Raw genomic sequence first — 18,075 nt, forward strand, 5'->3', positions numbered from 1 at the left:
GTTCTCTCCGTTCCGGTGCGGCCGGTCAGTCGGCCTGTGGCTGTTCCGCCGCCGCCCAGCCGATCAGGGCGCCGCGCAGTGCGGCCACCAGGCGGCCGGCGGCCTCGTCCTCGGTGCGTCCGCTCTTGATGAGGTCGAGGATGTCGCGCGGGTCGAACAGCGCGTTCCACAGATAGAGGGCTTCGTCGCCGAGGTCGTCGAGGCCGAGTTCCTCGGTGGTCTGCCGCAGCGGTTCGGCCAGTGCCTCGGCCTGCGGCGCGAGGTAGCCGGTTCCTTCGCGCAGGCGCTCGAGATAGCCGCGGTGCGAGCGCATCTGGGCCATCGCGCCGCCGTGTTCGAGGACCAGGGAGACCCAGTGCCTCGACACCGCTTCGAGTTTCGCCATGCCGCGGGTGGTCTGCCGGGCGCTGAAGTCCTTCAGTTCGGAGCCCACTTGGGCGCGGAAGGCGTGCAGCACCTCCTCGACGGAGGAGAAGTGGCGGTAGGCCGTCGCGGTGGACACCTCGGCGTGCTTGGCGATCTCGGCGAGGCTGACGGGCGTGGGCGAGTTCTCGAACAGGCGCGCGGCTGCCTTGATGAGGTGCCTGCGGTTGCGCTCGGTGTCACTGCGCATGGGTCGATTCCTCGTCGTGTACGGGACGGTGCTCATCGCAGGGCCGAAAGACCGGCGGCCAGGCGGCGGACACCCTCGGTGATGGACTGCGGGCTGGCAGCGTACGACAGCCTCAGGTGCCCCTCACCCCGCGCTCCGAACTCGCTGCCGGGCCGGACGGCGACGCCGTGCCGCGTGCGCAGCGCCGCCACGACCTCCACGGACGGCAGATCGATGTCGTAGCGCGGGAACTGGTAGAAGGCGCCTTCGGGTGCGCTGAGGGTGAGGCCGGGGATCGCGGCCAGTTCCTTGCGCATGATCTCGCCGCGCTCCTCGTAGGCGGCGCGCATCCGGGCGACGTCGTCGTCACAGCTCTCCACCGCGACCAGCGCGGCGTCCTGGATGACGGTGTTGACGGAGCCGTTGAAGGTGTTGTGGACGCGCGCGGCCGCCTGGATGAGCGGAGAGGGGCCCCAGAGGTAGCCGACGCGCCAGCCGGTCATCGCGTAGCTCTTGGAGAAGGTCTGGCAGTAGACGGTCCGCTCGCGCAGGCCGTCGACGGAGAGGGCCGAGGTGAAGGGACGGCCGGTGTAGTCGAGGTCGGAGTACGCCTCGTCGGAGACGACGATGGTGGGGGTGCCGTCGAGCAGGCCGGCGAGCGCTTCGAGTTCCTCCCGGCTGTGCACGATGCCGGTCGGGTTGACGGGGTTGCAGAAGACGAAGAGCTTGGCGTCGGTGAGGGCGTCGGCGAGCCGGTCGAGGTCCCAGTGCAGGTCCGGCGCGAGCGGGACGGGGACGACGGTGCCGCCGGCCATCGCGACCAGGTCGCCGTAGAGGGAGTAGGTGGGGTCGGGGATGACCACCTTGTCCCCGGGGTCGACGAGGGACAGGATCGACGCGGCCAGCCCGGCGGTGCCGCCCTGGGTGATCAGGACGTCGCCGGCGGAGGCCGGGGTCCCGGCGGTGGCGGTCAGCTTCGCGGCGAGGGCCTCGCGCAGGGCCGGTTCGCCGAGGAGCGGCGAGTAGTGGGTGCGGCCGGCGCGCAGCGCGGCGTGGGCCGCCTCGGTCACCCGCTCGGGGGTGTCGAAGTCGGGTTCGCCCATCGCGAGGGAGACGAGGTCGGACCGGGACTGCGGCTGCTGCGTCCGGCGGGAGGCGGCGGCGATCCGGGCGACGGCGGCGGCGGTGTCGTACAGGGGCGGCTGTGTGGTGACGGTGGGCGGCATGCGCTCCTCCTGGTGACGGGGTGTCAGGCGTGCGGTGCGGTGTCGGCGGGTGCGCCCGCCCGGCGGCTGATCTCGAGGTCGGCGGAGACGTCGCGCTGGCGGGTGGGGGCGACGACGATCTCCTGGAGGACGACGCGCTGGGGCAGCGCGACGGCCAGGCGGATGGCCTCGGCGACATCCTCGGGCCGCACCATGCCGGCGCGCTCCTCCGGCGCCGGGGGCCGGGCGCGGTTGTCGAGGATGGGGGTGTCCGCTTCGCCCGGCAGCACGGTGATCGCGCGCAGGCCCTGGTTGCGGAACGTGTTGTGCAGGAAGGTCATGAAGTTGCGGACGCCCGCCTTGGCCGCGCCGTAGGCGGCGCCGCCGAGCAGGTTGGGGTTGACGGCGGCGAGCGAGGAGACGGTGACGATGGTCCCGGCGCCGCGGTCGAGCATGTCGGGCAGGACGGCCTGGGTGAGCTGGAAGACGGCGGTGAGGTTCACGTCGAGGACCTGGCGCCACTCGTCGTGGGGGAGCCACTGCGGGTTGAGCACCGAGGAGGCGCTGCCCGCGTTGTTGACGAGGACGTCGACCGGGCCGAGTTCGCTCCGCACCCGGTCGAGGACGCGTGTCACGTCGTCCGCGCGGGTGATGTCCGCGGCGAGGGCGAGAGCGGTCCCGCCTTCGGCGCGGATCGTGTCGGCGACCGAGTCGAGAGCTTCCTGTCTGCGGCCGACGAGGACGACGGCGGCACCGTCCCGGGCGAGCAGCCGGGCGGTTTCCAGCCCCATTCCGCTGCCGGCTCCTGTGATGAGCGCGATCGCGCCGGACGATGTCGTCACCGTTCCTCCTCCATGGACGATATGAGATTTATCTTGCATATGAGAATAGATTCTCAAATTGTCTGGGGCAAGGGTTCGGGCAAGGGCGTGGCCAGGGGCGGGTGGAATCCGAGGGCGCCGAATGCCTCGGCCGCCGCCCCCGCGAGCGCGCGGACCTCGGACTCGCTGCGGGCGAACCGGCGCAGCGAGGTCTCACGGTCGATCCAGCGGAACCTGAGTTCCCGCCCCGGCCCGGCCTGCCCGAGCAAGGGCAGGGACGCCCGCGCGGCGACCCCGACGATGGGGTAGCCGGCGGTCAGGCTCCGGTAGCGGCCGAGGACGATCAGCTCGTCCGCGTGCGGGATCTGCAGCGCCCCGATGGGCACGCCGTGCGACACGATCTCGGTGTCGGTGTCCGGGTGGAGCACCGGTCCGTCGAGCCTGAGCCCGACGTGGTTGGAGCGCGGGGTGACGACGTAGGTCGCCTCCTCGATCACCTCGCGGATCCCCGCGATCGTCCGCATGCCGGGGGTGGGGACGACGTCGACGACCCACGGTCCGCCGTCGAAGCGCGGGACGGGCACGGGGAGCCGGAACAGCTGCGCCTCGAACGGCCGGTGCCTGAATCCCCGGAACTCGGTATCCAGCAGGACGCGCGAGCCGGGGGCGACGGCCTGCCCGAAGCCCATCCGGGCGTCCGGGGCGGCGCTGCCCAGCAGCGTTTCGGTGTGCAGCGTTCCGTTCACCGCCAGATAGGTGCGGGTCCCCCGGCTCATGTCCCCGCGGATCCGCACCTCGTGGCCCGCGGGGACCACCAGCGGCGACCAGCTGTCGGCGGGCGCGCCCGCGACGGTGACCTCGGCGGGTGTGCCGGTCACCGCGAGCAGCACGTCGGCGTCGGGCACGAGGGCCAGCTCCCCGCCGAGGTTCTCCAGCAGGGTCGCCCCACGGGGGTTGCCCACGAGGAGATTGGCCACGGCCGCCGAATGCTGGTCGGCCGCTCCCCCGGTGGGAACGCCGCGCTGTTCCGTGCCGCTCCGGCCGAGGTCCTGGAACGTGGTGACCCATCCGGTGCTGGTGAAGTCGAGCGTCACGGTCGTCATACGGCCACCTCCGTCGGCAGCAGGAAGCCCTCGCCGAGCGCCTCGGCCTCGTCCCGCGTGACCGGGACGAAACGCACGACGTCGCCGGTGCCGAACGACACGGGGTCCGGGCGGGAGATGTCGACGATGGTGTGCGGTGTACGTCCGACCACCCGCCAGCCGGTCGGGCCGGGGAACGGCTGGATGATCGCGTTGGTCCCGGCGATCATGACGGCGCCGGGGGCGACGTCCGTGCGTGGCTCGGCCCGACGGCGCACCGGCCGGGGCACCTTGAGGCCGTCCATCATCGGGGCCATCGCCGCCCCGAGGAGGCAGATGGTGAAGGTGGACCGGGCGATCGCCTCGACGACATCGGTGGTGGCCAGGCCGAGTTCCTCGGCGACGGACACCAGGTCGGGGCCGGCGTCGTCGTCGAAGACCACGGGGATGGCGAACGTCCGCACCTGCCGTGCGCGGGCCGGTCCGTCCGCGGGCGACGGCGCCCACCGCGCCACCAGCCGCGCCGCGTACTCCACGTGCTCGAACGCGGTCCGCAGCGGGTCGAACTCGATGAGCAGGGATTCGAGCCCGGAGACGACGTCGAGCACACCGTGCGGGCGGTGCGCCAGGAAGCGGTCGCGGAACGCCACGATCCCGGCCCTGCGGATGGCCTGGTCGGCATGCGGGATGGTCACCATCACCGCCGAGTCGCCGTAGGGCTCGACGGTGAGGTCACCGTACTGTGCTGTGGTCATCACCTGGTGCGCCCCGCCCTCAGCCGGCGAGCGCGACCTCCGCCTTCTGCGCCAGGACCTCGCGCAGGCCGCCGACCTGGATGCCCGCCTTGTCGAGCGCGGCACGCAGCGCGGTGCCGTTCGCGAGGACGGTCGGGTGGTCGCCGTGCAGCAGCAGGACGTCGGCGTCGTGGCCGAGCGGGACCACGTTGCCGTCGACCGAGCGGACCGTCCCCTCCCGCACGACCTGGGCCGAGCGCTCGCCGATCAGCTCCGGGTCGTGGATGAGTCCGCCCTCGTGGGAGCGCGGCACGGGCATGCCGTCGTCGCCGTAGCCGCGGTCGGCCAGGAAGACGTAGCCGACCTCCAGGCCGCGCTTGCGTGACTCCTCCGCGAGCAGGCCGCGCTGGCAGATGACGATGTAGTCGGTGCTGTACGCGGCGATCGCGTCGGTGATGGCGCGGGCGTGCTTGGCGTCGGTCTGCGCGATCGAGCCCATCCGGCCGTGCGGGGCGACATGGCTGATGGTGCCGCCGTGCACCCGCGCGAAGGCGTCCAGGGCGCCGAGCTGGTAGAGGACGTCGGTGCGGATCTCCTCCTCGGACGCCTCGATGAGCCGGCGGCCGAAGCCGACCAGGTCGGGGTAGCCGGGGTGGGCCCCCAGTTCGATGCCGCGCTCGACGCAGTCGGCGACGGTCCGGTCCATGATGCGCGGGTCACCGGCGTGGAAGCCGCAGGCGATGTTCGACGAGGTGACCAGGCCGAGCAGGGCGCCGTCGTCGCCGATCGTGTAGTTGCCGAAGCTCTCGCCGAGGTCGGCGACGACGGCTACGGAGTTGATTCCCATGGTGTCTCTCCTCGTGGGGGGATGATTCAGCGGGCCGCGAGGGGCTGGCCCTTGGTCTCGCGCAGGAAGGCGACCGTGACCAGGGTGATCAGGGCGGTGATGATGGAGGCGAACGCCGGGACGAGGTTGGAGCCGGTCGACTCGATCAGCTCGGTCATCACCAGCGGGGCGCTGCCGCCGAAGATGATCGTCGAGAGGCTGAACCCGATGCTGTAGGCGGAGTAGCGCACGGTGGTCGGGAACATCTCGGCGAGCATGGTGTGCACGACGGCGGCGTGCCCGGAGAAGGCGATCGCGAGGACGACGGTGCCGACGCAGGCGAGTCCGAACTCACCGGTGGTGATGAGCCGGAACATCGGGTACGAGACGGCGGCCATGGCGACGGCCGAGCCGGCGAGTACGGGCTTGCGGCCGATCCGGTCCGACAGACGGGCCATGAGCGGGATACAGATGACGATGGCGACCAGGCTGACCGCGGTGACCGTGAGCGCCCGCAGCATCGAGAAGTTGTGCTCGCCGAGCGAGGTCTTCAAGTAGGTCGGCATGTAGACGAAGAGCAGGTAGTAGCCGGGGCCGTTGAGGGCGGGGAGGAAGATCGTGAGGACGATCGCCTTCAGGTGGCGCCGGTTGGTGAAGGCCTCCCTGAGCGGGTTGCGCACGACGGTGTTCTGCTCGCGCAGCGCCTTGAAGTGCGGGGTCTCCTCCAGCCGGCGGCGGATGTAGAAGCCGACGTAGCCGAGCGGGACGGCGAGCAGGAACGGCACCCGCCAGGCCCAGGAGGTCATGGAGTCGTCGCCGAGGGTCGTGATGAGGACGGCGGAGAAGGCGCTGCCGAACATCAGGGCGACGAACGAGCCGACGGCGATGAAGCTCATCATGTAGTTGCGGCGGGCGTCCGGCGCGTACTCGCCGACGAAGGACATGGCGCCGGCCACCTCGCCGCCGGCGGAGAAGCCCTGCAGCACCCGGAGCAGCACCAGAAGGACGGGCGCGGCCACGCCTATGGCGGCGTGGGAGGGGATGAGGCCAATGGCCGCGGTGGCCGCGGAGATCAGTACCAGGAGGGCCGCGAGAAGGCTCTTGCGTCCGAGCCTGTCGCCGAGGTAGCCGCAGATCACGCTGCCGAAGGGGCGGGCGACAAAGCTGACCAGGAAGCCGACGTTGGTGAGGAAGAGGCCTCCGGCCTCGGCCTCTCCCATGATGTTGATCGCTAGATAGGTGACGAGCAGGCCGTAGATGCCGTAGTCGTACCACTCGACGAAGGAGCCCACCGAGCCCGCGACGGTGGCCTTGCGGACGACCTTGCGGTTGGCGGAGACGACGTCGACCGCTGCCGCGCCGGGCGTCTGTGACGATGCCTCGTCACGGTCTGAGGGGATGTCGAGCCGATCTGACGTTGTCATACGCGTTCACTTTCGGTGTCGCGGACTCCGGGGACGGTGTCCTGAGGATCGTGCGCCGAGCGGAGTGGTTGCCGGTGATCGCTCACGCGCCGAGATGCGCCCACGAAGGTGGGGCCAGGAGGGGAAAGCGGTGACAGTGCCTCAGGGGCGGTTGACCACGGCGCTGTTCCCATGCGGCCCGCGCCTGACGGGGCGGGCGGAAGTGTCACGGTGGAAGACCGCGGAACAGCGCCGGAGCCGAGTTGCGACTGGAATCGCGAATGAGAATAGGTTCGCATTCTCGGGTGGTCAAGGATGTGTTCACCTTCTCGTCAAACTCCCGCCCCCACCCCGCCCGCGCCTTGGATTCTGCGGCCCTTGCGACGAAACCGCACCGGATTCCATGGCCCGCCCGCTTCCGCTGCGACCCGTTTCAGCCACCCCTTGTGCCGCACCCTCGATGGATGCACACTGACTGACGCGAAACGCGAAAGGTTTCGCATTTTCTGGAAGGACTCTGCGATGCCCCAGGACAACGTGCGCGTCAACACGGCGTGGAAACGCGTCGACGAGCAGGTGCTCAAGCGGTTCCGCGCCCATTCCGTGGCCAACCTCGGCGACGCCCTCGACCGGCTGAACATCGTCGACGGAGGCATCGCCCCCGTCTGGAACGGCGCCACAGCGGTCGGCACGGCGCTCCCGGTCCTCACCGTCGCGGGCGACAACAAAGCCGTGATCGAGGCGCTGGAGCACATCCGCCCCGGCGACGTCCTCGTCATCAACGCCTTCGGCTACGACGGCCGCGCGATCATCGGCGACAACCTCGCCCAGCGGTTCGCCGTGCACGGTGCCGCCGGCGCGGTCGTCGACGGATATGTACGCGACGCCGCGATCATCGAACGGCTGGGCGTCCCGGTCTTCGCGCGGGGGCTGACTCCCGCCGGGCCCTTCAAGAACGGCCCGGGCACCATCGGCGAAGCCGTCGCCATCGGCGGTGTCGTGGTGAACCCGGGCGACATCGTCGCCGCCGACAGGGACGGTGTCATCGTCATCCCGCCGCACCGCGCCGAGGAGGCGCTCAGGGCCGTGGAGGAGATCGTCGCCCGCGAGGCCGCGCTCGACGCCGAGGTCGAGGCGCTGCGCGCCCAGGCCGTCCGGTGACCGGCCGGGTGCCGGGCCGCCTGCGCGTCGCCGTCGCCGCCCCGCTGTCCGAGGAGAACGCCGCGCTCATCCGGCGACTCGAGCCGCGGACCGACCTCGTCGTCGACCACTCCCTGCTGCCCCCGATGCGCTGGCCCGCGGACTTCTCGGGCGAGCCGGGCTGGCAGCGCACCCCGGAGCAGCAGCGTGCCTACGAGGACGCGATCGACTCGGCCGACGCCCTGTACGGGATCCCCGATGTGGACCCGGCCGCCCTGGCCCGCGCCGTCCGGGCCAACCCGCGCCTGCGCTGGGTGCACACCATGGCCGCGGGCGGAGGCGGCCAGGTCAAGGCCGCCGGGCTCAACGCCGAAGAGCTCGGCCGGGTCCTCTTCACCACCTCGGCCGGGGTGCACGGACGTCCGCTCGCCGAGTTCGCCGTCTTCGGTGTGCTCGCGGGAGCCAAGGATCTGCCCCGCCTCAACCGCCAGCAGCGCGACCGCGCATGGAGCGGCCGCTGGACGATGGGGCAGGTGAGCCGGCAGACCGTTCTCGTCCTCGGACTGGGCGGGATCGGCAGTGCCGTGGCCACGGCACTGCACGCGCTGGGCGCGACGGTCATCGGTACGAGCAGAAGGGACGTCACCGTCCCGGGTGTCTCCACCGTGGTGCGTCCCGACAGCATCACCGAGGTGGCTCCCACCGTGGACGCCGTCGTCAACACGCTCCCCGGAACCGAGGCGACCGAACACCTCCTCGGCAAGCGGTTCTTCGACGCCCTGCGGCCCGGGGCCTCGCTGGTCAACGTGGGGCGCGGCACCGTCGTGGACGAGGCGGCCCTCGCCGACGCGCTCGACTCGGGCCGGGTCGGCTTCGCCGCGCTGGACGTCTTCGAGACGGAGCCGCTGCCGGCCGGCAGTCCGCTCTGGCACCACGACCAGGTGCTGGTGAGCCCGCACACCGCCGCGCTGGACGCGTCGGAGGACCGCCTCATCGCCGAACTCTTCGCCGCCAACGCCACCCGGCTCCTCGACGGACAGGAGCTGGTCAACCGCGTGAACACCGTCGAGTTCTACTGAGCCACACCATGGCTGTGGATCAGCAGCATCGGCAGCGTCCGGTCCAGCTCCCGCCACCAGTACGGCGGAGAATGGGTACCGGCGTAGAAGTGCGTGCTCACCTGGACACCGGCCCTCCTGAGACGGGCGGCGACGGCACGCGACTCCTCCCCCATCAGGGTCTCCGTCGGCGAGATCACGTCTTCTGGGAACGGATGGTCCGGATCCTCCAGACCGGGGATGTGCGGATCGGGTTCGGTGCCCGGCGGATCGAGCGCTCCCGCCCTGCCGTCGCCGCTGGACAGGTGGACGCGGGTACCCCGCAGGCGTTCGGCCAGATAGTAGGGGTCGCGCTCCTGCCAGATGGCGCGCTGGGCCACGGGATCGCCCCACAACGCCAGCCAGTCGAGGCCCAGATAGGTCATGCCCGCCCGTACGGCGTGCGGGTGTCGCAGCGGGTGCACGAATCCGCTGTAGCTGGTCACGGCACGGAAGAGACCCGGGTGCCGGGCCGCGTAGGAGAGTGCGCCGAAACCGCCCTGGGACTCCCCTGCCGCCACCCGCCGGGTGCCCGCGCCGTAGTCGCGTTCGAGCAGGGGCAGCACCTCGCGCAGATGGAAGCTCTCGACGGCGGGCGGTCCGCCGCGGCCGTGGTTCCACCAGTCGCTGTAGAAGCCGTACAGCGGCATCTCGGGCATGACGACGAGGGTGCCGCGCAACTCCGGCTTCTTCTGGACCTCGTACTCCCGGGTCCAGGCCTCGTGGTCGCCGTCGCCTCCGATGAACAGGTACAGCACCGGCCACTGGTCGTGCCGGCCGCGCCGCTCCCAGCCGTCCGGGGTCAGGAGCCGGACGCGGGCGTCGCGGCCGAGGGCGGCCGAGCGCACGGTGAGCTCGACGATCCGGCTCTCCGTCCGCCGCTCTTCCACGACCCGGACGCCCTCGTGGGCGTGAGCTTGGGCTTGGGCTTGGGCGCGCGGCGCCGCGGGCGCCAGGAGGCCCGCCGCACTCACCAGTGTCGGCATCGTCAGGGCCAGGAACCGCCGGCGGTCAGCCATCACGTCTCGCACCATACCGAGACCCCCACCCCCCTCACCCCGCCGACACGGCAGCGCTGGTGAAGCGAACAGGACCCGCCCCGATGCGGATGGTGGGCGGGCCCTGCCCGTGCGGTCCATTGTCGGGAGCGTGGGTCGGCTGGGCCATGAGTGTGAACCGTCGGTGTACGCGTGGCGCGCACACCCCGTGCGCAGGGCCCACCTCACATGGCAGCTCTCTTCAGGGGTACGCCCATAGGTGTGACCCCGGGTTATCCCGGTCGGCCTGCGGTGACGATACTGGCAGGCACACCTGCTCCCAGCTCACAGATGGACCCATGCCGATCTCCTCCACCGTCCGCCCCCAGACGCCCGCCACGGTGTGGCTGGCGCGCGGCCGCCATGCCTCCGGCGCCGCGGAAGACGTTCTCCGGCGCTCGCTCCAGCAGCGCAAGGACAGTCAGGACATCGACGACTTTCTGGAATTGCCCGAGGCCGAGGCCGGCCCGTCGGAGCGGGTCTTCGAGGCCCGCTGGCAGGTCGGCGACGGGGTGACCGTGCGGGCCCGGCTGAGTGTGAGGCCCGGTCCGGACGGCGAGGGGCAGGACTGGATCCTGGTCGCCGAGGCCGAGGAGCCGTGGAGCGACGACTGGCCGTCGCCGACCGGTCTGTTCTGGCCGCAGGAGCCGGACGCCGCCTGGGACCAGGACGCCGCCACGAAGCTGTCCCTGCGGGAGATCAATCCGCTCCCCCAGGACGACAAGGAGACGAAGCGCCTGCTCCGGAACGCGGTGCGCGGCGGATGGCACATTCACGTCGTCGTCCATGAGGCGATGACCACGGACGAGCAGGGCCGCAGGCCGGTGGCGCGGTGGCTTCCCCCGGGCCTGCGGCAGCGGGTGGTGGAGCACCGCGCCGTCCCGCAGCAGTCGCGGGGGCTCAACTGGGCCCTGCGGGACTCCGGCGTGCAGGTGCCGCGGGGCGGTGCCGTGGTGCTGCCCGGCTCCCCGGCACCGGAGGGTTACGACGCCGAGGACTTCTCCGTCCGGGCGGTCTTCCTCGACGGCTCGGAGCCGGCCGACCTCGTCGACGCGGTGAAGCGGTTCGCCGCGCTGCCCAGGCCCCTGCCCGACGGCGCCGAGGACGCCCTCACCGCGCTGCGGGAGGACTGGCACCTGCTGAATCTCCAGGAGGAGCTGGACCGCCAGCGCGGTCTGGTGGCCATGTACGCCGACGCGCTGGAGGCCATGACGAAGTCCCGTGACCTGTACCGGGAGGCGGCCGAGCGCGCCCACGAGGCCCTGACCGCCTACCAGGAGTCCGACGGGACCGCTCCCGCGCGGCATCAGCCCTCCGGTGCTCCCGTCGGGTCTCCGCTGCAGCAGCTCACACGGACGTTCGAACGCTTCAAGGGCAAATCCCAGCGCCCCGTGGCCCCGTCCCGGGACGAGCACTAGGAAGCCTTCCTCCCGGGGCGCACGTGTCAGCCGTGGCACCGTGGATACGCGGTCCGTACGGCAGTACGGACCGCCCGGGAAGGTCTTCCACGACATGGGCAACGACCAGTACCACTCGGAGACGACTCTCCGCGTCAACGGCAAGCCCCACACGCTCACCGTCGACCACCGGCGGGTCCTGCTGGACCTCCTGCGGGAGGATCTCGACCTCATGGGCGCCAAGAAGGGCTGCGACCACGGTCAGTGCGGCGCCTGTACGGTCCTGGTGGACGGGCGGCGCGTCAACAGCTGTCTGCTGTTCGCGGTCGCCCTGGACGGCAGCGAGGTCACCACGATCGAGGGCCTGTCCGGCGACGGTGAGCAGCCGCACCCGCTGCAACAGGCCTTCCTGGAGCGCGACGCCTTCCAGTGCGGCTACTGCACCCCGGGCCAGATCTGCTCCGCGGCCGGTGTGCTCGCCGAGGCGGCGGCCGGTCATCCCTCGCACGTCACCGACCCGGCGACGCCCTCCGGTGAGCCGGTGCCGCTGGGCCGGGAGGAGATCCGGGAGCGGCTGAGCGGCAATCTGTGCCGGTGCGGCGCGTATCCACGGATCGCCGAGGCGGTGGAGGACGTGATCCGATGAAGGAGTTCGCCTACGTCCGTGCCGGGAGCGTCGAGGAGGCGACCTCCGCGTACGCCTCCCACGCCGGCGCCCGCTATCTCGGCGGCGGCACCAACCTCGTCGATCTGATGAAGCTCGGCGTCGAGCGGCCCGCGGCCCTCATCGACGTCACCCGCCTGCCGCTGGACGCGGTGGAGGAGCTGCCGGACGGTGCGCTGCGGATCGGGGCGATGGTCCGCAACAGCGACCTCGCGGCCCATCCCCTCGTACGTGACCGGTACCCGGCGCTGTCGCAGGCGGTGCTCGCGGGTGCCTCGGGGCAGTTGCGCAACGCGGCGACGACCGGCGGAAATCTGCTCCAGCGCACCCGGTGCCCGTACTTCCAGGACCTGTCGAAGCCGTGCAACAAGCGCGAGCCGGGCAGCGGCTGCGGCGCGCGGGACGGTGTCCACCGCGATCACGCGGTGCTCGGCCACTCCGCGCATTGCATCGCCACCCATCCGTCGGACATGGCGGTGGCGCTGGCTGCTCTGGACGGGCGTGTCGAGCTGTACGGGCCGGAGGGCGCCCGGAGTGTCGCGGCGGCGGACTTCCACCGGCTGCCCGGGGACCGGCCCGAGCAGGACACCGAGATCCGCCCCGGCGAACTGGTCACCGGTGTGGTGCTGCCGGCCGCCACGGCCGGGCTGCCGTCGGCGTACCGCAAGGCCCGAGACCGGGCCTCGTACGCCTTCGCGCTCGCGTCCGTCGCGGTGGTGCTGCGGGTGTCGGACGGTGTGGTCGGTCATGCCGGGCTCGCCTTCGGGGCGCTGGCGCACCGGCCCTGGCGGGCCCGCCGGGCGGAGGAGGCGCTGCTGGGCGCGGCTCCGACCGCCGCCGCCTTCGAACACGCCGTCGACCTCGAACTGTCCGCCGCGCAGCCGTTGCGGGACAACGCGTACAAGGTGCCGCTGGCCCGCAATCTCGCCGTGGACGTGCTGTCCCGGCTCGCGGACCCGGCCCTCACGAGGAGGACACCATGACCGGCAGCGTGGGCGCTCCCGCCGAGCGCCGGGAGGGACGGGAGAAGGTCAGCGGAACCGCCCGCTACGCCGCCGAGTACCACTCTCCCGGCCGGGCCCAGGCCTGGCCCGTGCCGGCGGCTGTCGCCCGGGGCCGGGTGACGGGCGTCGACACGGCGGCGGCCCTGGCCGTGCCCGGTGTCCTCGCCGTCCTCACCCACGAGAACGCGCCGCGGCTCGCCGAGCCGGACGATCCGACGCTCGCCGTGCTGCAGGACCCCCGGGTTCCGCACCGGGGCTGGTTCGTGGCCCTGGTGGTGGCCGAGACCCTGGAGGCGGCCCGGGCCGGTGCGGCCGCGGTGCGCGTCGCCTACGACGCGGAAGAGCACGACGTGGAGCTCACCGCCTCGCACCCGGGCGTGTACGTGCCCGAGGAGGCCAACGGCGGTCATCCGGCCGTCCGTGAACAGGGCGACCCCGACGGGGCCTTCGGGTCCTCCGCCGTCCGGGTGGACGTCGCGTACCGGGTGCCGCCGCTGCACAACCACCCCATGGAGCCGCACGCCAGCACCGCCCGCTGGGACGACGGCCGGCTGACCGTGCACACCTCCAGTCAGGGCGCGGGTGCCGTACGGGCCGTGCTCGCCGGGCTGTTCGCCCTGCCGAAGGGGCGGATCGTCGTCACCGCCGAGCACGTCGGCGGCGGCTTCGGGTCCAAGGGCACGCCACGGCCCGACGTGGTGCTCGCCGCGATGGCGGCACGGCAGACCGGGCGGGCGGTCACCGTGGCCCTCCCCCGCCGGTATCTGCCCGCCGTCGTCGGGCACCGTGCTCCCACCCTGCACCGGCTGCGGCTCGGTGCCGACGCGGACGGCCGCCTCGCCTCCCTCGTGCACGAGGTCACCACCCACACCTCCCGCGTCAAGGAGTTCGTGGAGCAGGCGGCGGTGCCCGCGCGCGTGATGTACGCGACGCCCCACAGCCGTACGGTGCACCGGGTCGCGGCACTGGACGTGCCCTCGCCGTCGTGGATGCGGGCGCCGGGCGAGGCTCCGGGCATGTACGCGCTGGAGTCCGCCATGGACGAACTCGCCGGCGAACTGGGCATGGACCCGGTCGAGCTGCGGGTCCGCAACGAGCCGGACGTCGAACCCGACAGCGGCAAGCCGTTCAGCAGCAGGCACCTGGTCGAGTGTCTGCGCGAGGGTGCCCGGCGCTTCGGGTGGGCCGGGCGCGATCCCCGCCCGGGCTCCCGCCGGGAAGGACCCCTGCTGCTGGGGACGGGCGTGGCGGCGGCGACGTATCCCGTCATGGTGTGGCCCGCCGCTGCGACGGCCCGCGCACTGCCCGACGGGACATTCCTGGTGCGGATCAACGCCACCGACATCGGTACGGGGGCCAGGACCGTGCTCGCACAGGTCGGCGCCGACGCCCTCGGGGTGCCGCTGGAGCGTGTGCGGACGGAGGTCGGCAGCAGTGAGCTTCCGTCGGCGCCGCTGGCCGGCGGCTCGTCCGGCACCGCTTCCTGGGGCTGGGCGGTCCACGAGGCCTGTGCCCTGCTGACGCGGCGGCTGGCCGAGCACGCGGGGCCGCTGCCGGAGCAGGGCCTCGACGTCCGCGCGGACACCAGGGGCGCGGCGGATGCCGAGAGCGCCTGGGCCCGGCACGCCTTCGGGGCGCACTTCGCCGAGGTCGCGGTGGACACGGTCACCGGCGAGGTCCGGGTCGGCCGGCTGCTCGGGGTGTACGCCGCCGGGCACATCCTCAACGCCCGCACGGCACGCTCCCAGTTCGTCGGCGGCATGACGATGGGGCTGGGCATGGCGCTGACCGAGGGCAGCACGGTGGACGCCGCGTTCGGGGACTTCACCGAGTCGGACCTGGCGTCGTACCACGTGCCCGTGCACGCCGACGTCGGCGAGATCGAGGCGCACTGGCTGGACGAGGACGATCCCCGTCTCAACCCGATGGGCAGCAAGGGCATCGGGGAGATCGGCATCGTCGGGACGGCCGCGGCGATCGGCAACGCCGTGCACCACGCCACCGGCGTCCGCTTCCGGGAACTCCCGCTGACGCCGGACCGGGTGCTGGCCGGGCTGCTCGATCGCCGGGCGACGAACGACGTCCGGACCGGACCCGCCGCGAGCGGATCCGGTCCGGTGCGGCAGTCGTAGGCGTCACTCCGCCATACTGCGTGCCTCGGTCGCCGGCAGGGGCGACCACTGTCCGCCCGCGAAGGGCGCCACCGCGCGGAAGACCAGCGCGACCAGGGCCAGCAGCGCCGTGCACACGGCGGCACCGGCGGCGAACCAAGGCGGGGCGACCGCGAGGTCCACGGCCCGGGTCAGGGACGCCGACGGGAAGGAACTCCCGTACGCCTGGGCCCCGGCCAGCACCGTGGGTACCACCACCGCCCCGACCAGTACCGGCACGACGGGCCGCAGGGCCAGCAGCAGCGCCAGCACCGTGCACAGCACGGACAGGCCGAGGGCTATGGCGTGCAGGTCCAGGGACGCTCCGCCGCGCTGCAACGGGAAGTGGGCCACCGCGCACACGGCCAGGGCCAGAGCCGTGAGCCAACTCGACCACGCCATGGACCTGGTGAGCCGCTCCGTCGCGCGGTCGCGGTCCGACGGTGAGGAGTCGAGGGTCCGGCGGATCTCGCGGCGCCTGGCCGGCCGGACGGGCGTCAGGGGCTGCGTGGTCTCGGCCTCGGGACGCGTGGGGCCGGTCGGCACACGGCCGTTGCGGTCCAGCCGCTCCAGGCCGAGGCGGTCGATCAGCTCGACCAGTTCCCCGACGGACCGGCCGGTGGCGGCCGCGCGGAGTGCCTCCTCGCGGACGTGGGGCATCTGCGGCTCTTTGTGCAACAGGACGACCAGCCGGGTCACTTCCTCCACCGGCCGGTGGGCGGCCGCGGCCCGGATCGCCTCGTCCGCGCTGTCGGCGTCACGCGGGGGCTTCGTCAGCAGGGCGATCATCCTGCTCACGTCCTCCACACGCCGCTCCACGCCGGCCGTGCGGAGCGCGTCGACCATCGCCTCGGCATGGTCGGGCGACTTCTCCAGCGAGGTGATGAGGGCGACGACCTCCTCCAGGGGCCGGTCGGCCACGGCGGCGTGCACCAGGTCGCTGACGGCGTCACCGTACGGCGCGGGAGCCGGGCCCGTGCCGGGCCGCAGTTCCACCGGATTGTCGTCCAGCGATCGGATCACGAACGGCCGCACACCCGACTGCTCCGCCTCGCCCACCACGTCGGCCCGATCCGCGCCAGGGCCGGCGAGTTGGGCGGGCGGCGCATCCACGTGGTCCTTACGGAGACCCGCGGGCGCGTCGGAGGGCCGGTCCGCCTGGTGGGGACGTGAGACAGCGGGCTGGGCGGACGGCGGGCTCACCTGGTTCGAGCGAGGGCTCGCAGGCGGGGCGAACGGCCGATCCGCCTGGTCCGGCCCTGAGGCGGCAGGCTCGGCGGGCGGCGGGCTCACCTGGTTCGCGCCGGAGGCCGCGGGCGCAGCCGACGGCCGGTCCGCGACGTCCGTGCCGGGCGCGGCCGACCGCGCGGGCTCCGGGCCCGCCCGATCAGGGCCGCGCGCGGCAGACCCGTTGGTCACCGTGCCCGAACCAGGGACAGCGGACCCAGTGAAGGCCACAGCCGCGTCGTCCGAGGCAAAGACAGGGTCGCCGGACCGCACGGACTCCGGGTCCGCCCGGTCGGGGCCGTGGGTGGCAGACCGCTCGGGCGCCCTGCCCGAACCGGGGGCGGCCGACCGGTCGAAGACCACAGCCGCCTCGGCCGAGTCAGGGGCGGCGGACCGCACGGACTCCTGGTGCGCCGGGTCCAGAACGCGGGCGGCCTCGTCCGCACCGGAGACAGCCGGTCGCGCCGGATGCGTCCCGTTTACGACAGGGGCCGCAGGCCCGGCAGACGACGGGGCCACCTCGTCCACGCCAGACGCAGGCGGCGGCGCCGACACCTGGTCCGCCCCGTCTCCACCAGTGGCGGCCGGTTCCGTGCCCGGCGGGCCCGCCTGGTGAGAGGCGGCGGGAGGCTCCGTGCCCGCACGGTACGTCTCGTGCGAAGGGGCGGCGGGCTGTGTGCTCGTCTGCTCCACCTGGTACGTGCCGGTGGCAACGGTGGTGTCGGCGGACGGCTGGGCGGACCCGTTCGACTCGCCGGTTATGGCGGATTCGTTCGAGCGGGGTGATGAAGAGCAGGTGGTCATACTCGCCTCCGTGGGAAGAGTGCGGCCGCTCCTGCGCCCCCCGTCGTGTGACGAGCGACGTTACGCTGACCATTACTAGGCGCCCCCTTCACCCCGTGCCACTCGTGTGAGCCACCGGGATGACCACCCGCACGGGAAAATCCTCCGACTCGCCGACATGTCGGGCCCCGGCCGCAATACAGCCGCCGGAAACGGGAATCCAGGTAGGGACACCCCGTGTCGCGGCACGCCAGGAGGAGGGCAACCCGTGGATACGACCGCAACGGTGATCACCCTGGCCGCGATTCTCGCGGCCCTCGTCCTCGTCCTCGCCGTCCGCGTCTTCGTGAGACTGGTCCGGACCCGGCGCGATCTACGGAGCGCGGGCCTGCCCACGGGGCCGCGCTGGGTCTTCTGGGGCGCGGTTCTCTATTTCGTCCTGCCTGCCGACCTGCTGCCCGACCCGGTGTACCTGGACGACATCGGCGTCCTGCTGCTCGCTCTGCGCACCGTCCGTGGCTCCCTCGGCGAGCGGGATCGCAGGACGACACGCCGGGCTGACCACGAACCGGCCCAATAACTACGGAGAGTAAGGAAACCAACCACCCGTTCGATTCGTATAAGTCTCTGGAAGCCGAAACAAGCGAGCGGCCGGGGGGCCGCGCCCAATGACCAACGCTTGGTCGGCGCAGTACCGACGAGGGAGAGACGATGCAACCGTTCGCGCTCAACTACGCGCGCCCGGCAGTGGAGTTGGAAGCTGCTATTCCGTATGTGTACGACACCGGACTGCAGTTGAACGTGCTCCTCGACGGCCGAATCGCGGCCAGCGACTTCGGCCTGTTGAGAGAGGTGGGCACCACGACGTCCACCGCAGGCTCCAAGACCCACTTCGACGACTGACCACGGGCCG

At 72.3% G+C, this 18,075-nt stretch carries 17 protein-coding genes; 8 read left to right on the forward strand and 9 right to left on the reverse strand.

Going from position 1 to position 18,075, the window contains the following annotated elements; all coding sequences use genetic code 11:
• Nucleotides 1-25: 25 nt before the first annotated feature.
• From ACZ58V_RS33135 to ACZ58V_RS33165, 7 genes are read right to left on the reverse strand one after another with little or no spacing between them, the layout of a single operon-like run.
• On the reverse strand, nt 26-613 hold the full coding sequence (locus ACZ58V_RS33135) for a TetR/AcrR family transcriptional regulator (protein WP_468195894.1): 588 nt from the start codon (nt 611-613) through the stop codon (nt 26-28).
• 32 nt (nt 614-645) lie between these two features.
• Nucleotides 646-1,818, reverse strand: coding sequence for a pyridoxal phosphate-dependent aminotransferase (locus ACZ58V_RS33140; protein WP_471294715.1), 1,173 nt, complete (start codon nt 1,816-1,818; stop codon nt 646-648).
• 23 nt (nt 1,819-1,841) lie between these two features.
• Complete coding sequence (locus ACZ58V_RS33145) at nt 1,842-2,639, reverse strand: SDR family oxidoreductase (RefSeq protein ID WP_471294718.1); 798 nt, start codon at nt 2,637-2,639, stop codon at nt 1,842-1,844.
• Nucleotides 2,640-2,692: 53 nt separating this feature from the next.
• Nucleotides 2,693-3,721, reverse strand: coding sequence for a 5-oxoprolinase subunit C family protein (locus ACZ58V_RS33150; RefSeq protein WP_471294720.1), 1,029 nt, complete (start codon nt 3,719-3,721; stop codon nt 2,693-2,695).
• Complete coding sequence (locus ACZ58V_RS33155; RefSeq protein WP_471294722.1) at nt 3,718-4,455, reverse strand: 5-oxoprolinase subunit B family protein; 738 nt, start codon at nt 4,453-4,455, stop codon at nt 3,718-3,720. Before ACZ58V_RS33155 ends, ACZ58V_RS33150 begins: the two co-directional genes overlap by 4 nt.
• A gap of 19 nt (nt 4,456-4,474) precedes the next feature.
• Nucleotides 4,475-5,281 carry a LamB/YcsF family protein gene (locus ACZ58V_RS33160; protein ID WP_471294725.1) on the reverse strand — a complete coding sequence of 269 codons (807 nt, stop codon included), beginning with the start codon at nt 5,279-5,281 and terminating at the stop codon, nt 4,475-4,477.
• 26 nt (nt 5,282-5,307) lie between these two features.
• Nucleotides 5,308-6,684: an MFS transporter gene (locus ACZ58V_RS33165; protein WP_471294727.1), complete on the reverse strand. Its 1,377-nt coding sequence runs from the start codon at nt 6,682-6,684 to the stop codon at nt 5,308-5,310.
• Nucleotides 6,685-7,185: 501 nt separating this feature from the next.
• On the opposite strand from ACZ58V_RS33165, the gene ACZ58V_RS33170 reads away from it, so the two are divergent.
• A complete protein-coding gene (locus tag ACZ58V_RS33170; protein WP_471294729.1) occupies nt 7,186-7,824 on the forward strand; it encodes an RraA family protein in 639 nt (212 codons plus the stop codon).
• Nucleotides 7,821-8,882, forward strand: a complete 1,062-nt coding sequence (locus ACZ58V_RS33175; RefSeq protein ID WP_471294731.1) for a D-2-hydroxyacid dehydrogenase — start codon at nt 7,821-7,823, stop codon at nt 8,880-8,882. The genes ACZ58V_RS33170 and ACZ58V_RS33175 overlap by 4 nt, the downstream gene beginning before the upstream one ends.
• On the opposite strand, the gene ACZ58V_RS33180 is transcribed toward ACZ58V_RS33175, so the two are convergent.
• Nucleotides 8,876-9,919 (reverse strand): alpha/beta hydrolase, encoded by a 1,044-nt coding sequence (locus ACZ58V_RS33180; protein ID WP_471294733.1) that lies wholly within the window; start codon nt 9,917-9,919, stop codon nt 8,876-8,878. The two genes, ACZ58V_RS33175 and ACZ58V_RS33180, sit on opposite strands and share 7 nt — an antisense overlap.
• 317 nt (nt 9,920-10,236) lie before the next feature.
• Here ACZ58V_RS33180 and ACZ58V_RS33185 point away from each other — a divergent pair, with 317 nt between their 5' ends.
• The 4 genes from ACZ58V_RS33185 (at nt 10,237) to ACZ58V_RS33200 (ending at nt 15,134) form a co-directional block, all read left to right on the forward strand.
• Nucleotides 10,237-11,355: a hypothetical protein gene (locus tag ACZ58V_RS33185; RefSeq protein ID WP_468195915.1), complete on the forward strand. Its 1,119-nt coding sequence runs from the start codon at nt 10,237-10,239 to the stop codon at nt 11,353-11,355.
• A 94-nt stretch (nt 11,356-11,449) separates the two neighbouring features.
• The gene (locus ACZ58V_RS33190; protein ID WP_471294791.1) at nt 11,450-11,980 is read left to right on the forward strand and encodes a (2Fe-2S)-binding protein; all 531 of its coding nucleotides are present in this window, start codon (nt 11,450-11,452) and stop codon (nt 11,978-11,980) included.
• Nucleotides 11,977-12,981 carry an FAD binding domain-containing protein gene (locus ACZ58V_RS33195; RefSeq protein ID WP_471294735.1) on the forward strand — a complete coding sequence of 335 codons (1,005 nt, stop codon included), beginning with the start codon at nt 11,977-11,979 and terminating at the stop codon, nt 12,979-12,981. Before ACZ58V_RS33190 ends, ACZ58V_RS33195 begins: the two co-directional genes overlap by 4 nt.
• The gene (locus tag ACZ58V_RS33200) at nt 12,978-15,134 is read left to right on the forward strand and encodes a xanthine dehydrogenase family protein molybdopterin-binding subunit (RefSeq protein ID WP_471294738.1); all 2,157 of its coding nucleotides are present in this window, start codon (nt 12,978-12,980) and stop codon (nt 15,132-15,134) included. Before ACZ58V_RS33195 ends, ACZ58V_RS33200 begins: the two co-directional genes overlap by 4 nt.
• 3 nt (nt 15,135-15,137) lie before the next feature.
• Here the strand turns inward: ACZ58V_RS33200 and ACZ58V_RS33205 are convergent, their stop codons facing one another.
• Complete coding sequence (locus ACZ58V_RS33205; protein WP_471294740.1) at nt 15,138-16,265, reverse strand: hypothetical protein; 1,128 nt, start codon at nt 16,263-16,265, stop codon at nt 15,138-15,140.
• A 1,165-nt stretch (nt 16,266-17,430) separates the two neighbouring features.
• Here ACZ58V_RS33205 and ACZ58V_RS33210 point away from each other — a divergent pair.
• Together ACZ58V_RS33210 and tgmA are read left to right on the forward strand one after the other, a co-directional pair.
• Nucleotides 17,431-17,742 carry a YkvA family protein gene (locus tag ACZ58V_RS33210; RefSeq protein ID WP_468195924.1) on the forward strand — a complete coding sequence of 104 codons (312 nt, stop codon included), beginning with the start codon at nt 17,431-17,433 and terminating at the stop codon, nt 17,740-17,742.
• Nucleotides 17,743-17,873: 131 nt separating this feature from the next.
• Entirely contained in the window at nt 17,874-18,065 is a 192-nt protein-coding gene (gene tgmA, locus ACZ58V_RS33215) for a putative ATP-grasp-modified RiPP (protein WP_184586832.1), read from the forward strand.
• Nucleotides 18,066-18,075 lie beyond the last annotated feature (10 nt).

The sequence above is a fragment of the Streptomyces sp. NPDC040589 genome (assembly GCF_055594445.1).

Excerpts from the sequence above, each read along its gene's own strand:
- ACZ58V_RS33135 (WP_468195894.1), bottom strand. The coding sequence starts at position 613 with ATGCGCAGTGACACCGAGCGCAACCGCAGGCACCTCATCAAGGCAGCC.
- ACZ58V_RS33140 (WP_471294715.1), bottom strand. The coding sequence starts at position 1,818 with ATGCCGCCCACCGTCACCACACAGCCGCCCCTGTACGACACCGCCGCC.
- ACZ58V_RS33150 (WP_471294720.1), bottom strand. The coding sequence starts at position 3,721 with ATGACGACCGTGACGCTCGACTTCACCAGCACCGGATGGGTCACCACG.
- ACZ58V_RS33155 (WP_471294722.1), bottom strand. The coding sequence starts at position 4,455 with ATGACCACAGCACAGTACGGTGACCTCACCGTCGAGCCCTACGGCGAC.
- ACZ58V_RS33160 (WP_471294725.1), bottom strand. The coding sequence starts at position 5,281 with ATGGGAATCAACTCCGTAGCCGTCGTCGCCGACCTCGGCGAGAGCTTC.
- ACZ58V_RS33165 (WP_471294727.1), bottom strand. The coding sequence starts at position 6,684 with ATGACAACGTCAGATCGGCTCGACATCCCCTCAGACCGTGACGAGGCA.
- ACZ58V_RS33170 (WP_471294729.1), top strand. The coding sequence starts at position 7,186 with ATGCCCCAGGACAACGTGCGCGTCAACACGGCGTGGAAACGCGTCGAC.
- ACZ58V_RS33180 (WP_471294733.1), bottom strand. The coding sequence starts at position 9,919 with ATGGCTGACCGCCGGCGGTTCCTGGCCCTGACGATGCCGACACTGGTG.
- ACZ58V_RS33185 (WP_468195915.1), top strand. The coding sequence starts at position 10,237 with ATGCCGATCTCCTCCACCGTCCGCCCCCAGACGCCCGCCACGGTGTGG.
- ACZ58V_RS33190 (WP_471294791.1), top strand. The coding sequence starts at position 11,450 with ATGGGCAACGACCAGTACCACTCGGAGACGACTCTCCGCGTCAACGGC.
- ACZ58V_RS33195 (WP_471294735.1), top strand. The coding sequence starts at position 11,977 with ATGAAGGAGTTCGCCTACGTCCGTGCCGGGAGCGTCGAGGAGGCGACC.
- ACZ58V_RS33200 (WP_471294738.1), top strand. The coding sequence starts at position 12,978 with ATGACCGGCAGCGTGGGCGCTCCCGCCGAGCGCCGGGAGGGACGGGAG.
- tgmA (WP_184586832.1), top strand. The coding sequence starts at position 17,874 with ATGCAACCGTTCGCGCTCAACTACGCGCGCCCGGCAGTGGAGTTGGAA.